Source organism: Desulfomicrobium escambiense DSM 10707 (assembly GCF_000428825.1).
In the GTDB taxonomy this organism is placed as follows: domain Bacteria; phylum Desulfobacterota; class Desulfovibrionia; order Desulfovibrionales; family Desulfomicrobiaceae; genus Desulfomicrobium; species Desulfomicrobium escambiense.
Genome location: NZ_AUAR01000005.1, coordinates 131,981 through 153,076, shown reverse-complemented (window position 1 = coordinate 153,076; position 21,096 = coordinate 131,981). Strand labels below are relative to the sequence as shown.

Genomic DNA, 21,096 nt, shown 5'->3' with positions numbered 1-21,096 from the left:
CTCTACTCACCCCTTTTGATATTTTCTTTCAAAATTTGCAGTTGAGCCCGAATACTAGCGTCAAGGACCTTGTCCCCGATCTTGAGCATGAGCCCGCCGATGATGTCCTGATCAACTTCGTAATCGAGGACCACCTTCTGACCCGACTCTTTTTGCAGTTTGTCGACAACGTTCTTCTGCACCCCGTCGGAAAGCTTCACAGCCGTCACCAGTTTGCCACGAAGAACGCCTTGGGCCGCATCCAGGAGCATGCCGTACGACGCGTTGATCTCGGGGAGAAAAGCCAGCCTGTTCTTGTCCGCCAGAAGCAGACAGAAGTTCCGGACCATGGCGCAGGGCGCGACCTTGTCCAGAATCTTGACGATCACTCCTCTCTTTTCTTCCACTCCGAAAATCGGGTTGCGGAAGATCTTCGTGAGCTCAGGCGCATTCTCCAGGACTCCAGCCAGCCTGGCCAAGTCGTCGCCGTACTGCGCCATGACAGCCTTGTCGGACTGCGCCTGCGCAACGGTGAACAACGCCTTGGCGTACCGTCTTGCTACGATATTCCCAGTCAATTGAGCACCACCTTTTTAAGATATTCGTTGACCAAATCTTCGTGATCTTTCTTCTTCAGCTGCTTTTTCACCATGTCTTCGGCGGCAGCGACGATCTTTTCGGCCAGCTCTTCACGGATGGCGTCGATGGCCAGCTTGGCCTCCTGAGCCGCGGAAACTTCGGCCTGAGCCTTGATCTGCGCAGCCTGGACTTCGGCCTTCTCGATGATCGCCTGGCGCATGGCCTCGCCCTGGGCCTTGGCGTCGGCAAGGATCTTGGCCTTCTCGGCCTCGAGATTGGCGATGCTCGACTCAACTTCCAGCAGGCGCTTCTCCGCGTCTTCCTTACGCTCGTCGAGGTCAGCCAGATCCGTCTCGATCTGCTTGGTGCGGCCGGTCAGCATGTCCGCAACGCGCTTGCCCGCGAACTTGTAGACCAGGAAGGCCACGATGCCGAAATTGATAAAGCGATACAGAAGGTCGAGCCATTTATTGTGGCCCCCACCCTCTCCGTCGCTGGCGAAGGCAATCGCCGCGCAAAGAACCAGTGCTGCCGTCACCAATCCGACAGTCTTGAATTTTTTCAAAATTCCGCCCTCCTTATATGAAAAAGTACATCTATGACACACAAGGAAATTCCAGCCCGACTACGCCTTGCTGAGCACCTTGTCGGCGACGTTCTTGGCATAGCCCGCGACTTCGTTGCGCAGGGCCTTCAGGGCGGCCTGCTTCTGACCATCGATCTCTTTGCGGGCGGCGGCGACCTTCTCGGCGGCTTCGGCGCCGGCCTTGGACAGGACCGCGGCCTCGGCTTCTGACCCTTCGGCCTTCAGGGACACGCGCAGCTGCTGCGCCTCGACCCGGGCGCCGGACAGGGAAGCCTTGTAATTTTCGAGCTTGGACTCAGCCTTGGCCGTGAAGGCCTCGATGGAACCGAGCTTTTCGCTCATGACCTCGGCCCGCTTCTTGATGATCCCACGGATCGGGCGAAACAGGATCAGGTTCAGCACCGTCAGGATGATCAGAAAGTTCACAAGTTGCATAAAAAATGTCCAATCGAGATCAATCATGCCGCCCCCCAAAAAGTATGTGAATTTTTGTTCAAAGTCACAGGGCCTCTATCTGATTCCCATTTTCGTGTCAAAATCTTTTTGGACAAACTGTCAGCAAATTGGTTTGCAACTCCTGGGTTTGCGCACTTTGTTCAGAAATTCACGTGCCTTGGATGCACCATTCTGACCCATGAAAACGCGTCGACCGGAAACGGTGCCGAAACATTTTCCGGCACCTCCAGTCTGAAAAGAAGACATGCTCCGAAAAAACGGATCAGAAACCTCAGGCGTTCTTGAAGACGAACCTGCGCATGGCCACGTTGAGAACCACGCCGATCATGCAAAAATTGACCACGGAAGCGCTGCCCCCGTAACTGATGAAAGGCAGGGGGATGCCAACCACGGGCATGATGCCAAGGACCATGCCCATGTTGATGAGGATCTGCCAGAAGAAGTAGAAGAAGACCCCGGCGGCGAGATAGCTGCCGAAATCGTCCTTGGCCTCCATGGCCACGATGTAGATCTGGTAGAGGAAGGAGCAGAAAAGGGTCAGCAGAATCACGGACCCGAAAAATCCCCACTCCTCGCCGAACACGGCGAAGGCGAAGTCCGTGTGTTTCTCGGGCAGGAAGCGCAACTGGCTCTGGGTGCCCTGCAGGAAGCCCTTGCCCCAGAAACCGCCCGACCCGATGGCGATCTGGGACTGGATGATGTGATACCCTGCGCCGAGGGGATCGTTGCCGGGATCGAGGAATGTCAGGATGCGCTGCTTCTGGTAGTCGTGGAGAAAGAACCACCCGAAGGGCAGCGTGGAGGGCAGAACCACGATCAGCACTTTGAAGACCCCGCCCGCGATGCCCTTGAAAAGGATCATCCCGCCCAGAATCAGCAGGATGTTCAGGGCCGACCCCAGGTCGGGCTGCTTGACCACGAGCACCGCCGGCACGAGCCCCACAAGGAGGACCTTGCCCAGATTGACCCAGCCGAGGCGTCCGTCCATTCGGGCCAGAAGTCGCGCGCCCAGGATGAGCACGGCTATCTTGGCCAGTTCCGTCGGCTGCAGGTTGAAAAACCCGAGGTCGAGCCAGCGTCTGGCCCCGTAGATGGTTTTCCCGGCCACGCTCACCCCGACCAAGAGAAGCAGCGACAGGACGAAATAGGGCCAGGACACGGCCTTGAAATGGCGATAGTCCACAAGGACGATGCAGGACATGACCAGCAGGCCCGCGCCGCCCCAGAGCAGCTGCTTGTTGAAGTAGCTGTCGAGTTCGATGCCCGTCGCGACGCGCAGGGCGCTGGCCGAATAGAGGTTGATCACCCCGACCAGGAAGAGGATCGCGGTCAGGGCCACGAGCCCCCAGTTGATGTGGAAGACAAGGCGTCTGTCGAACATGTGCGTCTCCCCTCAATTCCCCTGCTGCACGCCGAAAAGGGCGTCGAACACCGCGGCGACCACAGGCCCGGCGTCCGAGCCTCCGTGTCCGCCGTGCTCGACCATGGCCACGGCCACATACCGCCGCCCGTCCTTTTCCGCGAACCCCGCCAGCCAGGCATGATCCCTGTATTTGTAGGGGATCTCCTGGGTTTTCTTCTTCTCGTACTTGTCCATGAGTTTGACGACCTGCGCCGTGCCCGTCTTTCCGCCGATGCGGATGCCCGTACGGCGCAGCAGGCGGGCGGTGCCCCTGTCCTCCTCGACCGTGGCCACCATGGCGTCGAGGATGAGCTTGCGCGTAGAGGCCTTCATGGGCAGCTCGCCGATGACATCTGGCGAAGCCGTGGCGAGCAGCGTCGGCCGCAGGAGCTTCCCGCCGTTGACCAGCGCGGCCACGAATCGGGCCACCTGCAACGGGGTCGTCTGGGTGTACCCCTGGCCGATGGAATAGTTCAGGGTCTCGCCGCGCTGCCATTTCTCGCCGAAGCGCTTGAGCTTCCATTCGGCGGTGGGCATGTTTCCCGACCGCTCGTGCGGCAGTTCGACGCCGGTCCTGACACCGAAACCGCAGCGTGTCGCGTAGTCGCTGATGGCGTTTACGCCGAGGCGTTCACCGAGTTGATAATAGTATACGTCGCAGGACTCACGCAGCGACTTCTTGAAATCGACAAGCCCGTGCCCGCCTTTGTTCCAACACCGGAAGGACCGCTCGCCGAGTTTGTAGCTGCCCGAGCAGAACACGGTCGTGGCCGGGGTCACCGAGCCGCTTTCCAGGGCCAGCCCGCCGACGACCAGCTTGAAGACCGAACCCGGCGGGTAGGCGCTCTGCACGGGACGGTTCTGCATGGGATGCTCCGGGTCTTCGAGGAGTTCCTTCCACTTGGCGTGGCTGATGCCGACCACGAACTCGTTGGGGTCGTAGCTGGGCAGACTGACCTGGGCGAGGATTTCACCCGTGTCCGCGTCCAGGGCCACCACGGACCCCGCGCGACCGTCCAAGGCCTTGGTCGCCACTTCCTGCAGACTCAGGGAGACGCTCAGGCTCAGGTCCTCGCCCTTGACCGGCTGGGTGACGATCCTGGATGACAGCACACGGCCCGACGCATCGACCTCGAACTCCTCCAGCCCCTTGGCCCCGCGCAGCCGGCGTTCCAGCACGTACTCCACACCCTGCTTGCCGACGTCGTCGCCGAGCTGCAGGTCCGGGTCGTCGTTGAGCTCCTCCTCGTTGGCCCTGGCCACGTAGCCGAGAACGTGGGCCAGGGTCGGGCCGTAGGCGTACGAGCGTTTCGGCCGCACGGCGATGGTCAGGCCCGGCCAGTCCAGCCGGTGCGCTTCGACCAGGGCCACGAGTTCGAAGGGGATGTTGGGCACGATGACCTGCTCGTCAAAGTGCTTGACCCGCTTTCGACCGATCTCGAAGACCTTCTCCAACTCGTCGCGCGGCTGACCTGTCCAGCGGCTGACCTGGTCGAGGGTCTTCGGGATGTCCGGGCAATCCTCGCGGACCAGGGCTAGGGCGTAGGCAGGCGTGTTCTCTGCCAGAAGCACGCCGTCCCGGTCGCGGATGATTCCGCGCGGCGAAAACATTGTGCTCTGCCGGGTCCTGTTTTCCTGGGCGCGGCTGGTGTAGAAATCGTTCTTGTAGATCTGCAGATACCACAGGCGGATGCCGAAAACGCAAAAAAGCAGGACGATGCAGATCAGCAGCAGGTTGGGGCCGGAAAAAATCCGGGGTCTTTCGGGGGTGTCAAACGCGCCCATGTCCGCCCCACCTGCGGTATGCGATCAGCATCCCGCCCCAGAACAGCACATACGCCAGCCACTGCTTTGCGATCCACGGCCAGGGCGCATGCATCCGCGCCCCGATTTCCTGGAAGCTGATGGCGCCGCTCAGGACCGCCCAGGCCCACACGGAGAGCACCAGGGAGAAAAGAAGGATGAAGAGCGGATTTTCAGGCTCGAGCAGCCATTTGGTGAGCAGAAACAAGGCGAACATCCCGGCGTAGAAGAGCACGGCCACGCCGAAGGCCAGATTGCCGATCCCTTCCTGCACGAGCGTCCACAGCACGGTCATCCAGCCCACCGTCCACCACCGTCCGGTCTGAAGGCAGACGAGAAGTCCGGGGGTCAGAAAATCGAACCCTCCGGACATTTCCTGGGCCCAGAGGGCGAGCACGAGATACCCCGCCCACCAGACCGGGTCGGGCATCTGGCCCGGACGTCGCCGGCCGTAAGGGGTGGCGGACAATCTCACGACCTCTTGCGCACGGGATGGCGCGCTGGCTTGGACGGCTCGGTCCCTGGTTCAGCCGGCTTCGTCGCATTGGCCGCAGACGGCCCCTGGGAGCCGCCGGTCGAATTCGCAGCGGCCTTGGCCGAACCGGCGGTCGCATCGACCGGACCTGCGGTACTGTTTGCCGCGGGTTGCCCATCGCCGACGGCGGTTACGGGCTGTCCCGGATCGTACCCGTCCGCGCGGCTCAGGACCAGCAGTTCTTCGTAGTACCTCAGGGCCAGCAACGGCTCGGCGTAGACCTTCTGGAACAGGGAGACGTCGGCAGGGGTCACTTCGACCACGCGGGCCACGGGGATTCCCTTGGGAAAAACGCCGCCCTGCCCGGAGCTGATCAGGATTTCGCCCGGGGAGACGGGATCGTTGCGGGGGATGAACTTGACTTCAAGAAACGCGCCCGGCCCCTGACCCTGGACAATGGCCGGGACCCGCCCGTCGCTGGTGATGACCGGTATCCGGCTGGTCGAATCCGAAAGGAGCAGGACCGAGGAAAAATGCAGCCCGGGCTTGGCGATGCGCCCCACCACCCCGCGCGGCGAGATGACCGGATCGTTGGCCCGCACACCGTGGACCGTGCCCAGGTCGATGAGCAGCGTCTCCAGGATGGCGTTGGGTCCGAGCCGCTGGCCGATGACCCGGCCGCCGCGCGTCTGCCAGCCGGCCTCGGGGCTGAAGCGCAGCAGCGACGTCAGGCGGTCGGCCGACTTGGCCTTTTCCGAGAGCCGGACCAGTTCAAGCTCCAGTTCGCGGACTCGCTGGGTCAGGTCCTCATTCTCCTGCCGCACCCCAACCAGATAGACGTAGCGCGACCAGAACTCATCGACGTTGTTCTGCAGCCAACGCCCCGGAGTCATGGCCCAGCCGGCGACATCCAGACCGACCATGGCGGCCAGCCGGTCCAGATACCCCGTCTTCCAGTTCCACGTGTACATGGAAAAGTAGAGAAAAAGCGGAAGAAAGAAGAACAGAAGCAGATATTTGAAACGGGGCGACATACGTCTAATCGATGGTTACCTCGCGCAGCACGTCCAGGTTGTCGAGAACCTTGCCGGAACCCAGGGCCACCGTGGACAGGGGGTCTTCCACCACGGTGATGGGCAGCGAGGTCTCCTCGCGCAGCAGGCTGTCGAGGCCCTTGAGCAACGCCCCGCCGCCGGTCAGCACGATGCCCCGGTCAACGATGTCCGCGGCCAGTTCGGGCGGCGTCTGCTCCAGGGCGATGCGCACGGCCTGGACAATGGAGTCCACGGGCTCGGAGATGGCCTTGCGCACCTCCTCGGAGGTGATGGAAATATTCTGCGGGATGCCCGAGACGAGATCGCGGCCCTTGACGTCCATGATCAGCTCCTCGTCCAGGGGATAGGCCGAGCCGATGGTCATCTTGATGTCCTCGGCCGAGCTTTCGCCGATAAGCATGTTGTACTTGCGCTTGACGTGCTGCAGGATGGCCTCGTCCATCTTGTCCCCGCCGATGCGCACGGACTTGGAGTAGACGATGCCCGCCAGGGAGATGACCGCCACCTCCGTGGTGCCGCCGCCGATGTCCACGACCATGTTGGACGTCGGCTCGGTGATGGGCAGGTCGGCCCCGATGGCCGCGGCCATGGGCTCCTCAATGAGGAAGACCTCGCGCGCGCCGGCGCTCTGGGCCGATTCGCGCACGGCGCGCTTCTCGACCTGGGTGATGCCCGTGGGCACGCAGATGACGATGCGCGGCCGCACCAGCCGGCGGCTGTTGTGCACCTTGGAGATGAAGTGCCTGAGCATGGCCTCGGTCACCTCGAAGTCGGCGATGACGCCGTCCTTCATGGGCCGGATGGCCACGATGTTGCCGGGCGTGCGGCCGAGCATGCGCTTGGCCTCGGAGCCAACGGCCAGGACCTTGTTGTTGCCGCGGTTGTCGCGCTTGACGGCCACGACGGAGGGTTCGCGCAGGACGATGCCCTTGCCCTTGACATAGACGCAGGTATTGGCGGTCCCGAGATCGATGGCCAGGTCGTTCGAGAAGAACCCTAAAATCTTATCCAAAATTCTGGACATATATTTCCTCTTTTATCATGTTCAGCATGGTCCGCTCGCGCGGACACTTCCGGGACATGCCAAGGCGGAACACCGGCCCGGTGGGCCGGAAAAATGACGTGTAATGAGCCGCGCTGAATACCAGAAGATCACCGCGCAGGCAACTACCGCCCCGGAAGGGACAAATTTCAATCATACCAGGCATGTCACCAAACCGATTCCATTCCCTCTCGGTCTATTTCCGGCGACGTTTCGGGCGCCGGGTCCGCAAGATCCCCCTGGACGCAGGCAGTTCCTGCCCCAACCGCGACGGCAGCATTTCCGTCGGCGGATGCGCCTTCTGCAACGAGAAGGGCTCCGGAACGGGCCAGGCAGCCGCAATGTCCCTTGCGGAGCAGTACCTGGCCGGCCGCGAACGCATCCTGGCCAGAGGCGCGGGAATCCGCTTCCTGGGCTACATCCAGTCCTTCTCCAACACCTATGGACCGGCCGCGCGGCTGCGGGCCATGATGCAGGAGCTTGAAGGGCTGCCCGACCTCCTCGGCATCGCCATCGGCACCCGTCCGGACTGCCTGGACGAGGAAAAGCTGGACGTCCTGCGGGCTGCCCCCTTCGAGGAGGTCTGGCTGGACCTTGGGCTGCAGTCGGCCCACGACCGCACCCTGCGGCGCATCAACCGGGGCCACGACGCGGCCTGCTTCATGCGCTGGGCGCGCGAGGCAGGGGAAAGGGACATCAAGGTCTGCGCCCACGTCATCACCGGTCTGCCCGGCGAAACCCTGGCGGACTTCGAACAAACCATGGCCGTTGTCAACAGCCTGCCCGTGGCCGGCGTCAAATTCCACAATCTGTACATCTGCCGGGGCACGGCATTGGCGCGGGACTGGCGCGAAGGGCGCGTGGAACTTCTCACGAAGGAGGAGTCCATGCGCTGGCTGGTGCGGGGGCTTGCCCTGCTGCGGCCGGAAATCGTGGTGCACCGGCTCGGCGGCGACCCCGCCCCCGGCGAGTTGGTTGCCCCGGACTGGGCCTTGGACAAGGCCGGATATCTCGACGCCGCCAGGAGGCTGCTCGCGCACGAGGATACCTGGCAGGGCAAGGCGCTGGGCTTTCCACTGCCGCAATGGTTCAATCCCGAGGGAGGAAAATAAGCATGAATACGACCGCGGAGACCTTCACCAACGACTGGTTTTCGGCCACGTTTCACTGGCGGGACGGCCTGCTGACGGCCATCGACCTGAGCGGCGACCGCAGGCCGGCCACCCCGCCGCGCTCACCGTTCGGGGCGGAACTGGCGCGGATCGTCGCGGATTACGGACTTCTGGAAGAGGATGTCTGGCCGGAGCTGCCCATGAACTGGAACGGGCTTTCGGCCTTTTCGATCCTGGTCCTGGACAACCTGCGCCGCCGCGTGCCCCGCGGGGCCTTCACCACCTACGGACAGCTGGCCGCCATGTGCGGCTCGCCACGCGCGGCCCGGGCCGTCGGCAGCGTCATGGCCCGCAACCCCTGGCCGCTGCTGTACCCATGCCATCGCGTCCTGGCCGCGGACCTGGGGCTGGGCGGGTTCGGTCCCGGTCTGCCCCTGAAACAGACCCTGCTCACTCTGGAAAAGGCCCGCCCTCTGGAGTGAACGCCGGACGGCGCAGTTCCTCGTCCACGACGTCCGCATCCTCGGCGTAGAGCCTGACGAGGTTGCGCAGGTGACTGAAGCTCGTCTCGTCCATGCGCAGGAAGTCTATGGCCCCGTCCTGGCCGGCCCGGATGATGCGGCCGTGGATGTGCATTCGCAGCCCCGATTCCAGTTCCAGGGTCACCTCGCACTCCTTGCCGGGCAGAATCCACTCCTCCGTGGAGCAGGACAGCCCCTTGAGGCTCAAGTCATGGACCCGCCCCCGGACGCGCTTGCCCTCGAAGGCGATGGTCAGGGGAAATTCCAGGTTGACGCGGCTTCTCGTGCGTCGTTCGTGTGTCATGTTGCCTCCTGTCCCGCAGCGGATCCCTTTCCCGGGATGAAATGAAACCGGCCTCGATTTTTCAGTGCGGGGCTGCACCATTTCACCTACGCGAATTCAACCTTCCCGTCGACCGCAAAGCAGCAATCACCGGAATCCGGCCGACGGCAGCCCCGTCCTCACGGCATGTGCCCTGAACAAAAAACCCCGGCGAGGCCGGGGCTTGTGCTCATTCGAGGAATATCTTCTTCTTGGGCTTCGCAGGCTCGGCCGGCTGGTCCGCAGGCTTCCTGCCCCGGGAACGGCCCCGGTCATTGCCCGCTCCCTTGGGCGCTGGCGCGTCCTCCGCCGAACGCGGCTCCGCAGGCTCCTTGCGCGCCGCGGGACGGGCCTCGGCAGGCGCCTGCTCGGCTCCGCCGTCACGGGCCCCTTCGGCCTTCTGGGCAGAGGATTTCCGCGGGCGGCGGCGACGACGCTTCTTCGGCGCGGTCGCAGGCTGGCCATCCACCGCTTCCGCAGGACTGCCGCCAGAAACCTCTTCGAGCGGAGTCAGCTCTTCGTCTTCCGGCTCTTCGCGGTCGAGCTCCACAGCCGGGGCCGCATCACGCTGCGGCAGTGGAGCTTCCGCCTGCGGAGCGGCCGCCGCCTCGGGTGCGGAGACGTATGCGTCCTCTTCCTGCGACGTCAAAGAAGCATCGGTCCGCTCCTGTTCTCGCGCCTCGCCTCCGTTGCCCGGCTTCTTGCGGGAACGCTTGCGGCGGCGCTTCTCGCCCTCGGCCCGGCCGCCCTCGACCGGGGCCGCCTGGCGGACCTCGATGGGCACCGGGCGGACCATGTCGACCATTTTCTCCGACGGCTGCTCCAGCGGTGCATGGAACGTGGCTTGGTAGAACTCGTCCACGAGCATGGCCAGCAGGGCACGGGAATCGTCATTGGTCGCCAGTTCGCCCACGGTGCGCATGAAGCGCTGCATGCGTTCCTTCTGGATGTTGTCGGCCTTGCGCAGGCGAGACTCCAGCAGGAAGACCGCGCGCTGGGAAATGAGCGTCTCCAGTTCCTCGTCGGCCGGGACCTGGTGCTCGACCATGGGGATGGAGAACTTCTTGGCGATCTGCTCGAGTTCGATCTCCTCCATGCCCGAGACGAACGAGATGGCCACGCCCGCCGCCCCGGCCCTGCCCGTGCGTCCCGTGCGGTGCACGTAGGCCTCGTGGTCCTGGGGCGGCTGGTACTGGAAGACGTGGGACAGCTCATGGATGTCGATGCCGCGCGCGGCCACGTCCGTGGCCACCAGGAACTTGAGCTTGTTCAGGCGCAGCTTCTCCAGGACCTCCTCGCGGGCGGCCTGGGTCAGGTCGGCGCTGATCTCGCCCACGTCGTAGCCGAAACGGCGCAGGACCGTGGCCACGAAGTGCACGTCTGCCTTGGTGTTGCAGAAGATGATGGCCGAGGCCGGGTTCTCCTGCTCGATGATCTTGACCAGGATGCGGCTCTTCTGCATGGCCGGCACCTTGTAGACCACGTGCAGCACCTCGCTGACGTGGACGTGCTCCTGACTCAGGGAGACGAAGACCGGGTCCTTCAGGAACTGCTGGGCCAGACGCTTCACGTGGCCGGGGTAGGTGGCCGAGAACATGGCCGACTGCAAGCCGCGCGGCAGGTAGCGCTGCAGCTGCTTCATGTCCGGGTAGAAACCCATGGACAGCATGCGGTCGGCCTCGTCGAAGATCATGACCTTCAGCCGGTCCAGGTTGAGGGTGCCTTTGAGCAGATGGTCGAGAATGCGGCCCGGCGTGCCGATGACCAGTTGGGCCCCGCTCTCCAGTCCCTGGATCTGGCCCTTGTAGCCCACGCCGCCGTAGATGGACACGGGCCGCACGCCGCACTCCCGGCCCAGTTCCTCGGCGTCGCGCGTGACCTGCACGGCCAGCTCGCGGGTCGGGACCAGGACCATGGCCTGGGGCGCGCCTAAGGCCGTATCGATGCGGTTCAGAGTCGGTAGCAGAAAGGCGCCGGTTTTGCCGCTGCCGGTCTGGGACTGGACCATGACGTCGAGCCCCTCCAGCATGAGCGGGATGGTCTGGGTCTGGACCGGCATGAGCTCGGTCCAGTTCAGGCGCAGCGATGCGGCCCGCAGGACGGGCGGCAGGTCTGCCATGGTGAATGCCTGTGCTTCGAAATTCTCGTTTTGGGATGTCCCGTTCGGGGTCTCACCAAATTCTGTGTTGTCAGTCATACGATTCCTGCGCGGTTGATGCGGGCGTGCGGTCCAGGACTCCGAGCACCAGCTCGATGACGGAGTTGCTGACCAGCATGCCCTCGCGTGTCAGTTGAAGGCGACCAGCGCCGAGGCGGACCAGCCCGCTGGAGCGAAGCCGCTCGACAGCCGGGTCGCGCCGCGGAAACTCAATTCCGGTCGCTGCCATGAATTCTTGCAGGTCCAGGCCGTCCCTCGTGCGCAAGGCCAGCATGACCATTTCCTGCCGCCGCACATCGGCGGTCAGGATCTCCGTCCCTTCCCTTTCGGCGCCAATGGCCGCCGTGCGGGCGTACTCGTCGAGACCGGCCGGGTTCGCCCAGCGCCGCCCGCCCAGGGTGGACACGGCTGCCGGGCCCAGACCCAGGTAGTCCCGGCCGGACCAGTACCCCCTGTTGTGCCGGCTCTCGCGGCCGGGCCGGGCGTAGTTCGAGATCTCGTAATGCCCGAACCCTTCGGATTCGAGATACGCCGACCCTTCCAAATACATGCGGGCCCCCTCCTCCTCGTCGGGCAGGGACAGCCCCCCGGCGTCGACGGCCTCGGCCAGCGGCGCGCCCTCCTCCAGGCTCAGGCCATAACAGGAGACGTGTTCCGGGGCCAGCGCCACGATGCCGGCCAGGTCCGCGAGCCACGCGGACACGTCCTGACCGGGCAGCCCCCAGATCATGTCCAGGCTCAGGTTCGAAAACCCCGCCTCGCGCGCCGCCCGCGCCGCCAGGCGGGCCCGTGCGGCGTCGTGGGCTCGGCCGAGTGTGGCCAGCAGGTCGTCCCGCAGGCTCTGCACGCCGAGGCTCAGGCGATTGACGCCCAAGGCCCGCACCGCGACCAGAAAGCCGGTCTTCAAGGCCGACTCGGGGTTGGCCTCCAGGGTGATCTCGGCCCCCGCTTCCAAGTCGAAGCGCGCAGCCGCACCTTCAAGGATGGCCCCGATCTGCGCCGGGGTCAGCAGGGAGGGTGTCCCGCCGCCGATGTAGACCGTCTCCACCGCGCGCCGCCCAAGGGCCTTTCCCCGGCAGTCCAGTTCGCGCAGCACGAGCTCCACATAACGCTCCGCCTCGGGCGCAGAAAATGGCCCGGAGTGAAAGGCACAGTACCCGCACTTGCGCACGCAGAAGGGTACATGAACGTAGAGCAGCATGAATCAGGCGCGCGTGCGCAGTTCGGAGGAATACCGCTCGAACTCGCTGTACAGGCACCCGCAGTACTGCTGGCGGTAGACTCCCCACTCCTTCGACAGGGCGATGCCTTCGGACCACCCCGCCCTGAAATCCTCGTAATGAAACGCCACGCCGGCTCCCTGGGCCAGATCTTGCCCCATGGTCCGTATCTGCTCATGCTTCTGGAACTTGCTGTAGAGGAGCGTGGTCGTGAAGGCGTCGAACCCGCCGCGCCGGGCGATGGACAGGGTCCGCTCCAGGCGCAGGGCATAGCACGGGGCGCAGCGGTTGGGTTCGCGGAAGGTCACGGCCCGGAAATACGCCTGCGGGTCGTACTCGTCGTCCTTGAAGATGACCGGAATGCCGAGACGCTCGGCCACCTGGGCCACCCCCTCGCGACGGCGCAGGTATTCCTGCAGGGGGTGGATGTTGGGGTTGTAGTACAGGCCGGTCACGCCAGCCCCGGCCTCGAGGAGGGCCAGGACAGGCGTGATGGCGCACGGCCCACAGCACATGTGAACCAGTATTTTCATCGAAGAACCTAGCAGAATGCGCAGCTGGGCGTTGCCGAGGGCATGATGTAGATCTTGCGCTCGAAGGTCTGCTCGAACTCCAGAAGCTTTTCACGCTTGCGGTTGACGAGGTAGTGCATCAGGTCCGCATCGGTGGTGTAGGTGAAGGGCTCGGTCTGCTTGTCCTTGCGCAGTTCGCGGTACAGGTCCTTGAGGGCCTGCATGGAGCGCCACTCCAGGTTGCGGCGGGTGCCGGCGCCGGAGCAGTGCGGACAGGGCTCGAGGCTCCCGGACAGGGCCGACGTGCCCAGACGCTGGCGCACGATCTCGAGCAGGCCGAACTTGGAGATCCGCCCGATGTCCGTACGCGCCCGGTCGACCTTGAGGGCCTGACGCAGCTCCTTCTCGACCTCGCGGATGTGCTTGCCGTCCTTCATCTCGATGAAGTCGACCACGATCTGGCCGCCGATGTCGCGCAGCATGAGCTGGTTGGGGATCTCCCTGGCGGCCTCGATGTTGGTGCGCAGGGCCATCTCCTTGAAATTCTTCTCGCCGCCGATCTTGCCGGAGTTGATGTCGATGGCCGTCAGGGCCTCGGTGTGGTCGATGACGAGCTGGCCGCCGCTGGGCAGGTTGACCGAGCGGCTGAAGATCTTCTGCAGCTGCGCCTCGATGCGGAAACGCTCGTAGAGGGTACGCTCGGTCTCGGTGTGGACCTTGATGAACGTCTTGCGGCGCGGGAACAGGAGGGTCGCGAACTCGGTGATCTGCCTGGCGGTCTCCTCGTCGTCGACCCAGCACTCGGCGATGTCCGGGGTCAGGTAGTCGCGGATGGCGCGGAAGGCCAGGTCCTTCTCCTCGTAGACCAGGGAAGGGGAGTCGGAAGAGATGCCCTTCTTGCGGATGTCCTTCCACAGGCGCTTCAGGACTTGCAGGTCCTTGGAGAGGCTGCTCTTGCTCTGGGCTTCGCTGACCGTGCGCACGATGACGCCCAGGCCCTCGTCGAGCTTGAGCTCCTCCACGACCTCCTTCAGGCGGTCGCGCTCCTTCTCGTCCTCGATCTTGCGGGAGATGCCGAGCTGCTCGCGGCCCGGGGTCAGCACGAAATAGCGTCCCGGAATGGACAGGTAGGTGGTCAGGAACGCGCCCTTGGAGCCCACGGGCTCCTTGACGACCTGCACCAGCACTTCCTGGCCGGGCTTCAAAACTTTCTGCAGGGGCGGGTACTTGCCGCGGGTGGGCACGTCGCTCTGGTAGTATTCGGGGTGAACCTCATCGACCTGCAGAAAGCCGTTCTTCTCGGCCCCGTAGTTGATGAAGGCGGCCTGCAGGGCCTGGTCGATGTTGTGTATCTTTCCTTTATATATGTTGCCCTTGGTTTTGCTCTGGTGGAGCATCTCGACGTAGTACTCGACGACGATGCCATCCTCCATGATAGCCACCTCGACCTGTTCGCCAGGCAACACGCTGATGAACATCTTGCGCTTCTGCTTTTCTCCCATGAACATCCTCAAATGAAAAAGGTTTCCGGCAGGGCCGGGAAAAATGGTGAAATTTGCGGACGGAAATCCGATGAAAATTTGCGAACGCTGGGCGCGGGGCTCTAGAGGAGGCGAAAGGGGCCGGTCACTGCCGGACGCACGCCGCGCTACGATTCAAGGGGAATACATACCCGGCAGGCGTGTCCATAGCAAGAAAAACCCTTCGAGGGGCAGGCGCTGGCTTGACATCCCATTTTGCCATGGCTACTCCCGCCTTCTCACTGCACAGGAGGCCACATGCTCGAACCGGGACAGCTGGTAATGCTGCTCAACGCAAAGGACAAGAGATATTTCGTTTCCGCCCAGGAAGGGCAGGTCATGCACACCAACGAGGGGATTCTCCACCTCGACGAGGTCCGCGCCGCGGGCTGGGGACAGCAGGTCCTGACCCACAAGGGCTACCCCTTCACGGTCATGCGGCCGACCCTCTACGACCTGATCAAGTCCGTCAAACGCCGCACCCAGATCATTTACCCCAAGGAGATCGGGTACATCGCCATGAAGCTGGGCATCGGCCCGGGCTGCCGCATCGTCGAGGCCGGCTGCGGCTCCGGCGGCCTGACCACGGCCCTGGCCTGGCTGGTCGGCGACACGGGCAAGGTTTACACCTACGAACGCCGCGAGGAGTTCTACACCCTCTGCCGCCAGAACCTGGAGCGCATCGGTCTGGCCCATCGTGTGGAGCAGTTCCACCACGATATCGCCGAGGGCTTCCACCCTCACGCCGCCGACGCCCTGTTCCTGGACGTGCGCGAACCCTGCGACTACATCCATCATATCCCCGGCGCCGTTGTTCCGGGTGCGCCGATCGGCTTTCTGCTGCCGACCACCAACCAGGTCCAGGACCTGCTGAAAGCCATGGAGGGCGGACCGTTCCGGCAGATCGAGGTGCTCGAGATATTCCTGCGCCACTACAAGCCCGTGCCCGAGCGCCTGCGCCCCGACGACCGCATGGTCGCCCACACGGGATTCCTGGTCTTCGCGCGCACCTACGCCCAGCTCGAGGAGCCGGAAACCCCGGACTACGAAGGCCCGGCGGATGAAGACGCCGGGGACGGCGAGTTGCCGGAAGAATAGCCGCAAGTTCAAATCGCTTTCTATTTCAAGGATTTGCAAGAAGCCTCTTGCAAATCCTTTTTCTATTCCTGTAGAGATGAATTTTCTTTCACCTTTCAACCCCGACCCCACGGCCGGACCGAGCCCCGCAAGGAGGAGCGCTGATGACCCGCAAGGATCGCACTGAAGGCATTTTCAGCCGGCGCGAAGTTCTGGACGCCACCGAGCGCCAGAAATACTACCAGATCCAGCTCAAGGAGCTGCTTTCGTACGCATACAGATATTCCGAGGACGTGAAGAAACGCTTTGACCGCGCCCAGTTCTCCGTGGAGAAGTTCCGCGACCTCATCGACCTCAAGCACGTGCCCATCCTGAAGAAGAAGGAACTCATCTTCCTGCAGTCCATGGGCCCTCGCCTTGGGGGCCTTTTGACCAAGGACCTGGGCGAGCTGCGCCGCGTCTTCCTGTCTCCCGGTCCCATCTTCGACCCCGAGGACAGGGGTGACGACTACTGGGGCTGGACCGAGAGCTTCTACGCCGCGGGCTTCCGCTCGGGCGACTTGGTCCAGAACACCTTCAACTACCACATGACCCCGGCCGGCCTCATGTTCGAGGAGCCCCTGCGCCAGCTGAGCTGCGCCGTGGTGCCCACGGGCCCCGGCAACACCGGCAGTCAGCTGGACATCATGAAGAAGCTGCGCGTCACGGGCTACGTCGGCACGCCGAGCTATCTCATGCACCTGGCCCAGAAGGGCGAGGAGAAGGGCCTGAACCTGCGCAAGGACCTCTACCTCGAGGTGGCCTTCGTCACGGGCGAGAAGTTCTCCGAGAAGATGCGCTCCACCCTGGAAAAGAAGTTCGACCTGATCATGCGCCAGGGCTACGGCACGGCAGACGTGGGCTGCATCGGCTACGAATGCTTCCACAAGAACGGCCTGCACATCGCCAACCGCGCCTACGTCGAAATCTGCCACCCCGACACGGGCATCCCGCTCAAGGACGGCGAGGTGGGCGAAATCGTGGTCACGGCCTTCAACAAGACCTATCCCCTCATCCGCCTGGCCACGGGCGACCTGTCCTACATCGACCGCGCGCCCTGCCCCTGCGGCCGCACCTCCCCGCGCCTCGGGACCATCGTCGGCCGCGTGGACACCACCGCCCGCATCAAGGGCATGTTCGTGTACCCGCACCAGGTCGAGCAGGTCATTTCGGGCTTCGAGGAAATCAAGAGATGGCAGATCGAGGTTACCAACCCCGGCGGCATCGACGAGATGACGCTTCTGATCGAAACCTCGGGCTTCAAGCGCGAGGAAGAGCTGCTGCACATGTTCCGCGAGAAGATCAAGATCCGCCCGGCTCTGAAGATCCTCACGCCCGGCACCCTGCCGCCGCAGATCCGCTTCATCGAGGACAAGCGCAATTGGGACTGATGACCCGCCTGGTCCTGCCCCTGCTGCTGGCCGTGCTGGCCGGCTGCGCAAAACCGACGGCGGTGACGCCCCCCTGGGTGTCGCCGCCGGCCGGGTCCTTCCTTTCGGCCGATGGGACAGTGCTGGCCGATGACGCCGTCGCCGGCCTGGCCCGCTCCGCGGACTTCGTCCTGTTGGGCGAGAGCCACACCAACCTCTGCGACCACGCCGTCAAGGCCCGCCTCATCGAGGGCATGGCCGGCGGCGGGGCTCGCTTCGCTATCGGCCTGGAGATGCTCCCGGTCACGGCCCAGCCCGTCCTGGACCGCTTCAACGCCCGCGCCCTGTCGGCCGCGGAACTGGGCGATGAGGTCGGATGGGAGAAGCTGTGGGGCTTCCCCTACGCCCAGTACAGGCCTGTCTTCGAACTGGCCGAGCAGTACGGCCTGCCCGTGGCGGCCCTGAACATCCCCCGCCGGGTGCTGACGGAATTCCGCGACAAGGGCGCCGAAGCACTGAGCCCCGAGGACCGCAAGCTCCTGCCCGGACGCATCATCCCCGTCAGCCCGGCCCAGCAGGCCGCCCTGGAGGAGCAGGTCGGGCTGCACCAGACCATGCGCAAGGCCGCGGCCAATGCAACCTCCGAAAAGATGCCGGACATGGCCGCAATGTCCGAAAAATTCTTCCTCGTGCAGGCCCTGTGGGACTCCATGATGGCCGAACAGGCCCTGGCCTGGCGCGACCGGCTTGGCCTGCCCGTGCTCATCCTGGCCGGCGCCGGCCACGTGGAGCATGGCTGGGGCATCGAATACCGCCTGCGCACCCTTGACCCTTCAGCCTCGTGCCTGGCCATCATGCCCGTGCGCGGCGGCGAGGACTTCCACCAGCAGGCCGACCCGTCCCTGCGCCCCATGCCGGGCACGGCCGTCTTTTTCCACTGCGCGGCCCAGCACAAGAGCCGCCTGGGCATGAACGTCGTCTTCGAGGACTCCGGCATGCTGGTGGAGAGCGTCGAGCCCGGCTCACGGGCCCAAAAGGCCGGCCTTCTGCCCGGGGACGTCCTGCTCTCGGCCGGCGGCCGGGAACTGCAGGAGGCCACGGATCTGCACTTCGCTGCCATGGCCGCGTCCCGCGACAAGAAGCCCCTCGAACTGACGGTCATGCGCCAGGGGCAGACCGTGACGCTGAACCTTCCCCTCGACTGATGCCCGAACTGCCCGAAGTCGAAACCATCGCCCGCGGACTGCACGTCCTGATCCAGGGCCGCAGCATAGCGGACGTCAGCCTTCTGACGCCGTCGATCCTGCGCGCAGGCGCCACGCAAGTCCTGCCTGGCAGAACCGTGACACACGTGTCCAGACGCGCCAAACTGCTGCGTCTGCACCTCGACAACGGCGGGCTCCTGATTTTTCATCTGAAGATGACCGGACGCGTTTGGGTCGCCGGGCCGGGCCTGCCCCTGCCGAAGCACACGCATCTCGTCTGCGGGCTTGACGGCGGCGACAGGCTGGTCTTCGAGGACACGCGGCGCTTCGGATACTGCGCCGTCTTCGGACCCGGCGAGATCGACCAGTGGGATTTCTTCAGAAACCTCGGCCCCGAACCTCTGGACGCCTGCGCCGGCGACCTGGCGCGGCGTATCGGCGCGCGCCGGGCCGGGGTCAAGGCCCTGCTCCTCAACCAGACCGTTCTCGCCGGCATCGGCAACATCTACGCCGACGAATCCCTCTTCGCGGCCCGCATCCACCCGGCGAGCATCGCCTCCGCCATCCCCGAAGCCCGGCGCCTGATCCTCTTCGAGGAACTGCGCCGCATCCTGCTGGAGGCCATCGCGGCCGGCGGCAGCACCATCAGCGACTACCGCAACGCCTACGGCAAGAGCGGCATCTTCCAGGACTCGTTCCAAGTCTACGGCAAAAAGGGCGAACCGTGCCCGGCCTGCGGCAGGGCCCTCAGGGCGGAGCAGGTGGCGGGGAGGACGTCGACGCATTGTCCGGGGTGTCAGAGAAAATATCTGGACTGACACGGACGGGCACGGACCTTCACGGACCGGCACTCAAGCGGGAGAACGAACCGGATCAGGATTCGGGTTCCAGGGAGGTGGCTCCGCAGAGGGGTTTTTCCTGGTTTTTGGCGGCCGCCGTCTTCGGGCGGCGGGGCTTCTTGCGCGGTTCGGCTTCGCCGTGACCGTTGCCGTGCTTTTCGAGGAGGGCCCGGTAGCGCTCGGTGCGGCTCAGGTTCAGGGACAGCACCACATGTTCGCGCTCGTCCTTGAAGCCCTTCTTGGTGAAGAACTTGAGGGCTGCGGCGTTGCTCGGGTCCGTGTCGGCGATGAGATAGCGTGCGCCGGCCTCGACCATGCGTTCCACCAGCTTGTCGTAGAGCTTGTGGGCCACGCCCGTGGACTGGAAGGCGCGGTCTACGCCCAGCCAGACGATGTAGCCGTAAGTCCAGGACGCCTTGCTGATGAGGGTGCCGATGATGAACCCGGCCAGGGCGTCGTCCACCTCGGCCACGAGGCTGAACTCCGGATCCGTGTTGTAGTGGCCGACCACCTCCCACTCGTCCCAGGTGCGGTAGAGAAAGGGGTAGAGGTCGCAGGTGAAGAGGCGCTCGCCCAGGTGATAGACCGGGGCCAGGTCGTCCAGTTCCATCTCGCGGATGGTGATGTCGGGGCGTTGGGTGCGTTCTGAGGCCATGGTGTGGATGGTTGAAATGAAATGGGCTCCGGGCGAGGTTAAAACGCCCGCCGCGCCGCTGTCAACGCGGCCCGGCGGGCGTCTGTCGTTCAGCGCTTGTTCTCGGGCAGGGTCACGTTGAATTCCAGGACCTCGCAGTCTCCGTCCCGGTTCACGTCCACGCGGATGTTCTCGAGTTCCACGTGCACGTATTTCTGGACAACGAGGAGCAGTTCCTGACGCAGCCGCGGCAGGAACTCGTACCCGCCGTTCTGGGCGCGCTCGTGGGCCACGATGATCTGCAGCCGGCTCTTGGCGACCTCTGCGCTCGACTTCTTGGTGCGGAAATAACTGAAGATGCCCATGTCAGCCTCCGAAGATGCGGGCGAAGAAGCCCTTCTTGGCCGGAGTGAGGAAACGATGCGGCAGGTCCTCGCCCAGAAGGCGCGACACGGCGTCGTCGTAGGCCTGGCCGGCGTCGCTTGCGTCATCGAGGATGACTGGCTCGCCGGAGTTGGAGGCCGCCAGCACGGACTTGGACTCGGGGATGACGCCCAAAAGCGGAATGGCCAGGATCTCCTCCACGTCGGTCACGCTCAGCATCTCGCCGCGGCTGACGCGCTCGGGGTCGTAGCGGGTCAGGAGCAGGTGCTCGCGGATATTCCCGCCGTCTTTGGCTTTTTTCGTCTTGCTCTGCAAAAGTCCCAGCACCCGGTCCGAGTCGCGCACCGAGGACACCTCGGGGTTGGTCACGACCACGGCCTCGTCGGCGAAGTGCATGGCCATGAGCGCCCCGTGCTCGATGCCGGCCGGAGAGTCGCAGAGGATGAAGTCGAAGCGGCCCGTAAGCTCGTCCAGGACCTTTTCCACTCCGTCCATGCGCAGGGCGTCCTTGTCCTTGGTCTGGGAGGCCGGCAGGATATAGAGGTTCTCGACCCGCTTGTCGCGGATGAGCGCCTGGTGCAGGGTCGCCTCGCCCTGGATGACGTTGACGAAATCGTAGACCACGCGACGCTCGCACCCCATGATGAGGTCGAGATTGCGCAGGCCCACGTCGAAATCCAGCACCGCGACCTGCATGCCCCGTCGGGCCAGACCCATGGCCAGGGATGCGCTGGACGTGGTCTTGCCGACCCCGCCCTTGCCAGAAGTAACAACGATAATTTTACCCACAGTCCCTCCTGGTCCTG

22 protein-coding genes are annotated in these 21,096 nt (G+C 64.2%); 6 read left to right on the top strand and 16 right to left on the bottom strand.

All coding sequences use genetic code 11. The features are described 5' to 3' along the window. Nucleotides 1-2: 2 nt before the first annotated feature. The 8 genes from atpH to G394_RS0106220 form a co-directional block, all read right to left on the bottom strand. On the bottom strand, nt 3-557 hold the full coding sequence (atpH, locus tag G394_RS0106255; protein ID WP_028576929.1) for an ATP synthase F1 subunit delta: 555 nt from the start codon (nt 555-557) through the stop codon (nt 3-5). Further along, nucleotides 554-1,123, bottom strand: coding sequence for a F0F1 ATP synthase subunit B (locus G394_RS0106250; RefSeq protein WP_028576928.1), 570 nt, complete (start codon nt 1,121-1,123; stop codon nt 554-556). The genes atpH and G394_RS0106250 overlap by 4 nt, the downstream gene beginning before the upstream one ends. 60 nt (nt 1,124-1,183) lie before the next feature. Next, entirely contained in the window at nt 1,184-1,579 is a 396-nt protein-coding gene (locus G394_RS0106245; RefSeq protein ID WP_245578274.1) for a F0F1 ATP synthase subunit B, read from the bottom strand. Nucleotides 1,580-1,871: 292 nt separating this feature from the next. Continuing rightward, on the bottom strand, nt 1,872-2,981 hold the full coding sequence (rodA, locus tag G394_RS0106240; RefSeq protein WP_028576926.1) for a rod shape-determining protein RodA: 1,110 nt from the start codon (nt 2,979-2,981) through the stop codon (nt 1,872-1,874). Between the two features lie 12 nt (nt 2,982-2,993). Then, a complete protein-coding gene (mrdA, locus tag G394_RS0106235; protein ID WP_028576925.1) occupies nt 2,994-4,787 on the bottom strand; it encodes a penicillin-binding protein 2 in 1,794 nt (597 codons plus the stop codon). Beyond that, nucleotides 4,774-5,280: a hypothetical protein gene (locus tag G394_RS20085; protein WP_156902477.1), complete on the bottom strand. Its 507-nt coding sequence runs from the start codon at nt 5,278-5,280 to the stop codon at nt 4,774-4,776. Before G394_RS20085 ends, mrdA begins: the two co-directional genes overlap by 14 nt. Beyond that, entirely contained in the window at nt 5,277-6,314 is a 1,038-nt protein-coding gene (gene mreC / locus G394_RS18225; RefSeq protein ID WP_051306998.1) for a rod shape-determining protein MreC, read from the bottom strand. Before mreC ends, G394_RS20085 begins: the two co-directional genes overlap by 4 nt. Nucleotides 6,315-6,318: 4 nt before the next feature. After that, the gene (locus G394_RS0106220) at nt 6,319-7,359 is read right to left on the bottom strand and encodes a rod shape-determining protein (protein ID WP_028576924.1); all 1,041 of its coding nucleotides are present in this window, start codon (nt 7,357-7,359) and stop codon (nt 6,319-6,321) included. A 182-nt stretch (nt 7,360-7,541) separates the two neighbouring features. Here G394_RS0106220 and mnmL point away from each other — a divergent pair, with 182 nt between their 5' ends. Both mnmL and G394_RS0106210 read left to right on the top strand, forming a co-directional pair. Beyond that, nucleotides 7,542-8,489, top strand: coding sequence for a tRNA modification radical SAM protein MnmL/YtqA (gene mnmL, locus G394_RS0106215; protein WP_043774877.1), 948 nt, complete (start codon nt 7,542-7,544; stop codon nt 8,487-8,489). A gap of 2 nt (nt 8,490-8,491) precedes the next feature. After that, nucleotides 8,492-8,971 carry a methylated-DNA--[protein]-cysteine S-methyltransferase gene (locus tag G394_RS0106210; RefSeq protein WP_028576922.1) on the top strand — a complete coding sequence of 160 codons (480 nt, stop codon included), beginning with the start codon at nt 8,492-8,494 and terminating at the stop codon, nt 8,969-8,971. On the opposite strand, the gene G394_RS0106205 is transcribed toward G394_RS0106210, so the two are convergent. The 5 genes from G394_RS0106205 to G394_RS0106185 form a co-directional block, all read right to left on the bottom strand. After that, entirely contained in the window at nt 8,940-9,314 is a 375-nt protein-coding gene (locus tag G394_RS0106205; RefSeq protein ID WP_028576921.1) for a PilZ domain-containing protein, read from the bottom strand. The two genes, G394_RS0106210 and G394_RS0106205, sit on opposite strands and share 32 nt — an antisense overlap. A 208-nt stretch (nt 9,315-9,522) precedes the next feature. After that, nucleotides 9,523-11,451, bottom strand: coding sequence for a DEAD/DEAH box helicase (locus tag G394_RS18220; protein ID WP_169725536.1), 1,929 nt, complete (start codon nt 11,449-11,451; stop codon nt 9,523-9,525). 70 nt (nt 11,452-11,521) lie between these two features. Next, nucleotides 11,522-12,691: a radical SAM family heme chaperone HemW gene (hemW, locus tag G394_RS0106195; RefSeq protein WP_028576920.1), complete on the bottom strand. Its 1,170-nt coding sequence runs from the start codon at nt 12,689-12,691 to the stop codon at nt 11,522-11,524. Nucleotides 12,692-12,694: 3 nt separating this feature from the next. Beyond that, nucleotides 12,695-13,243, bottom strand: a complete 549-nt coding sequence (locus G394_RS0106190) for an epoxyqueuosine reductase QueH (protein ID WP_028576919.1) — start codon at nt 13,241-13,243, stop codon at nt 12,695-12,697. 8 nt (nt 13,244-13,251) lie between these two features. Then, complete coding sequence (locus tag G394_RS0106185) at nt 13,252-14,730, bottom strand: Rne/Rng family ribonuclease (RefSeq protein WP_028576918.1); 1,479 nt, start codon at nt 14,728-14,730, stop codon at nt 13,252-13,254. Nucleotides 14,731-15,000: 270 nt separating this feature from the next. On the opposite strand from G394_RS0106185, the gene G394_RS0106180 reads away from it, so the two are divergent. The 4 genes from G394_RS0106180 to mutM all read left to right on the top strand — a co-directional run bounded on the left by G394_RS0106180 (nt 15,001) and on the right by mutM (nt 19,251). Continuing rightward, entirely contained in the window at nt 15,001-15,840 is an 840-nt protein-coding gene (locus G394_RS0106180; protein ID WP_028576917.1) for a tRNA (adenine-N1)-methyltransferase, read from the top strand. A 143-nt stretch (nt 15,841-15,983) separates the two neighbouring features. After that, a complete protein-coding gene (locus G394_RS0106175; RefSeq protein WP_028576916.1) occupies nt 15,984-17,249 on the top strand; it encodes a phenylacetate--CoA ligase family protein in 1,266 nt (421 codons plus the stop codon). Then, nucleotides 17,249-18,433, top strand: coding sequence for a ChaN family lipoprotein (locus G394_RS18215; RefSeq protein ID WP_051306996.1), 1,185 nt, complete (start codon nt 17,249-17,251; stop codon nt 18,431-18,433). Before G394_RS0106175 ends, G394_RS18215 begins: the two co-directional genes overlap by 1 nt. Beyond that, nucleotides 18,433-19,251, top strand: a complete 819-nt coding sequence (mutM, locus tag G394_RS0106165) for a bifunctional DNA-formamidopyrimidine glycosylase/DNA-(apurinic or apyrimidinic site) lyase (RefSeq protein ID WP_028576915.1) — start codon at nt 18,433-18,435, stop codon at nt 19,249-19,251. Before G394_RS18215 ends, mutM begins: the two co-directional genes overlap by 1 nt. Nucleotides 19,252-19,306: 55 nt before the next feature. Here mutM and G394_RS0106160 read toward each other — a convergent pair whose 3' ends face one another. The 3 genes from G394_RS0106160 to minD form a co-directional block, all read right to left on the bottom strand. Further along, nucleotides 19,307-19,927, bottom strand: a complete 621-nt coding sequence (locus G394_RS0106160) for a GNAT family N-acetyltransferase (protein WP_028576914.1) — start codon at nt 19,925-19,927, stop codon at nt 19,307-19,309. An 89-nt stretch (nt 19,928-20,016) separates the two neighbouring features. Next, on the bottom strand, nt 20,017-20,271 hold the full coding sequence (minE, locus tag G394_RS0106155; protein ID WP_028576913.1) for a cell division topological specificity factor MinE: 255 nt from the start codon (nt 20,269-20,271) through the stop codon (nt 20,017-20,019). Between the two features lies 1 nt (nt 20,272). Beyond that, nucleotides 20,273-21,079: a septum site-determining protein MinD gene (gene minD / locus G394_RS0106150; RefSeq protein ID WP_028576912.1), complete on the bottom strand. Its 807-nt coding sequence runs from the start codon at nt 21,077-21,079 to the stop codon at nt 20,273-20,275. Nucleotides 21,080-21,096 lie beyond the last annotated feature (17 nt).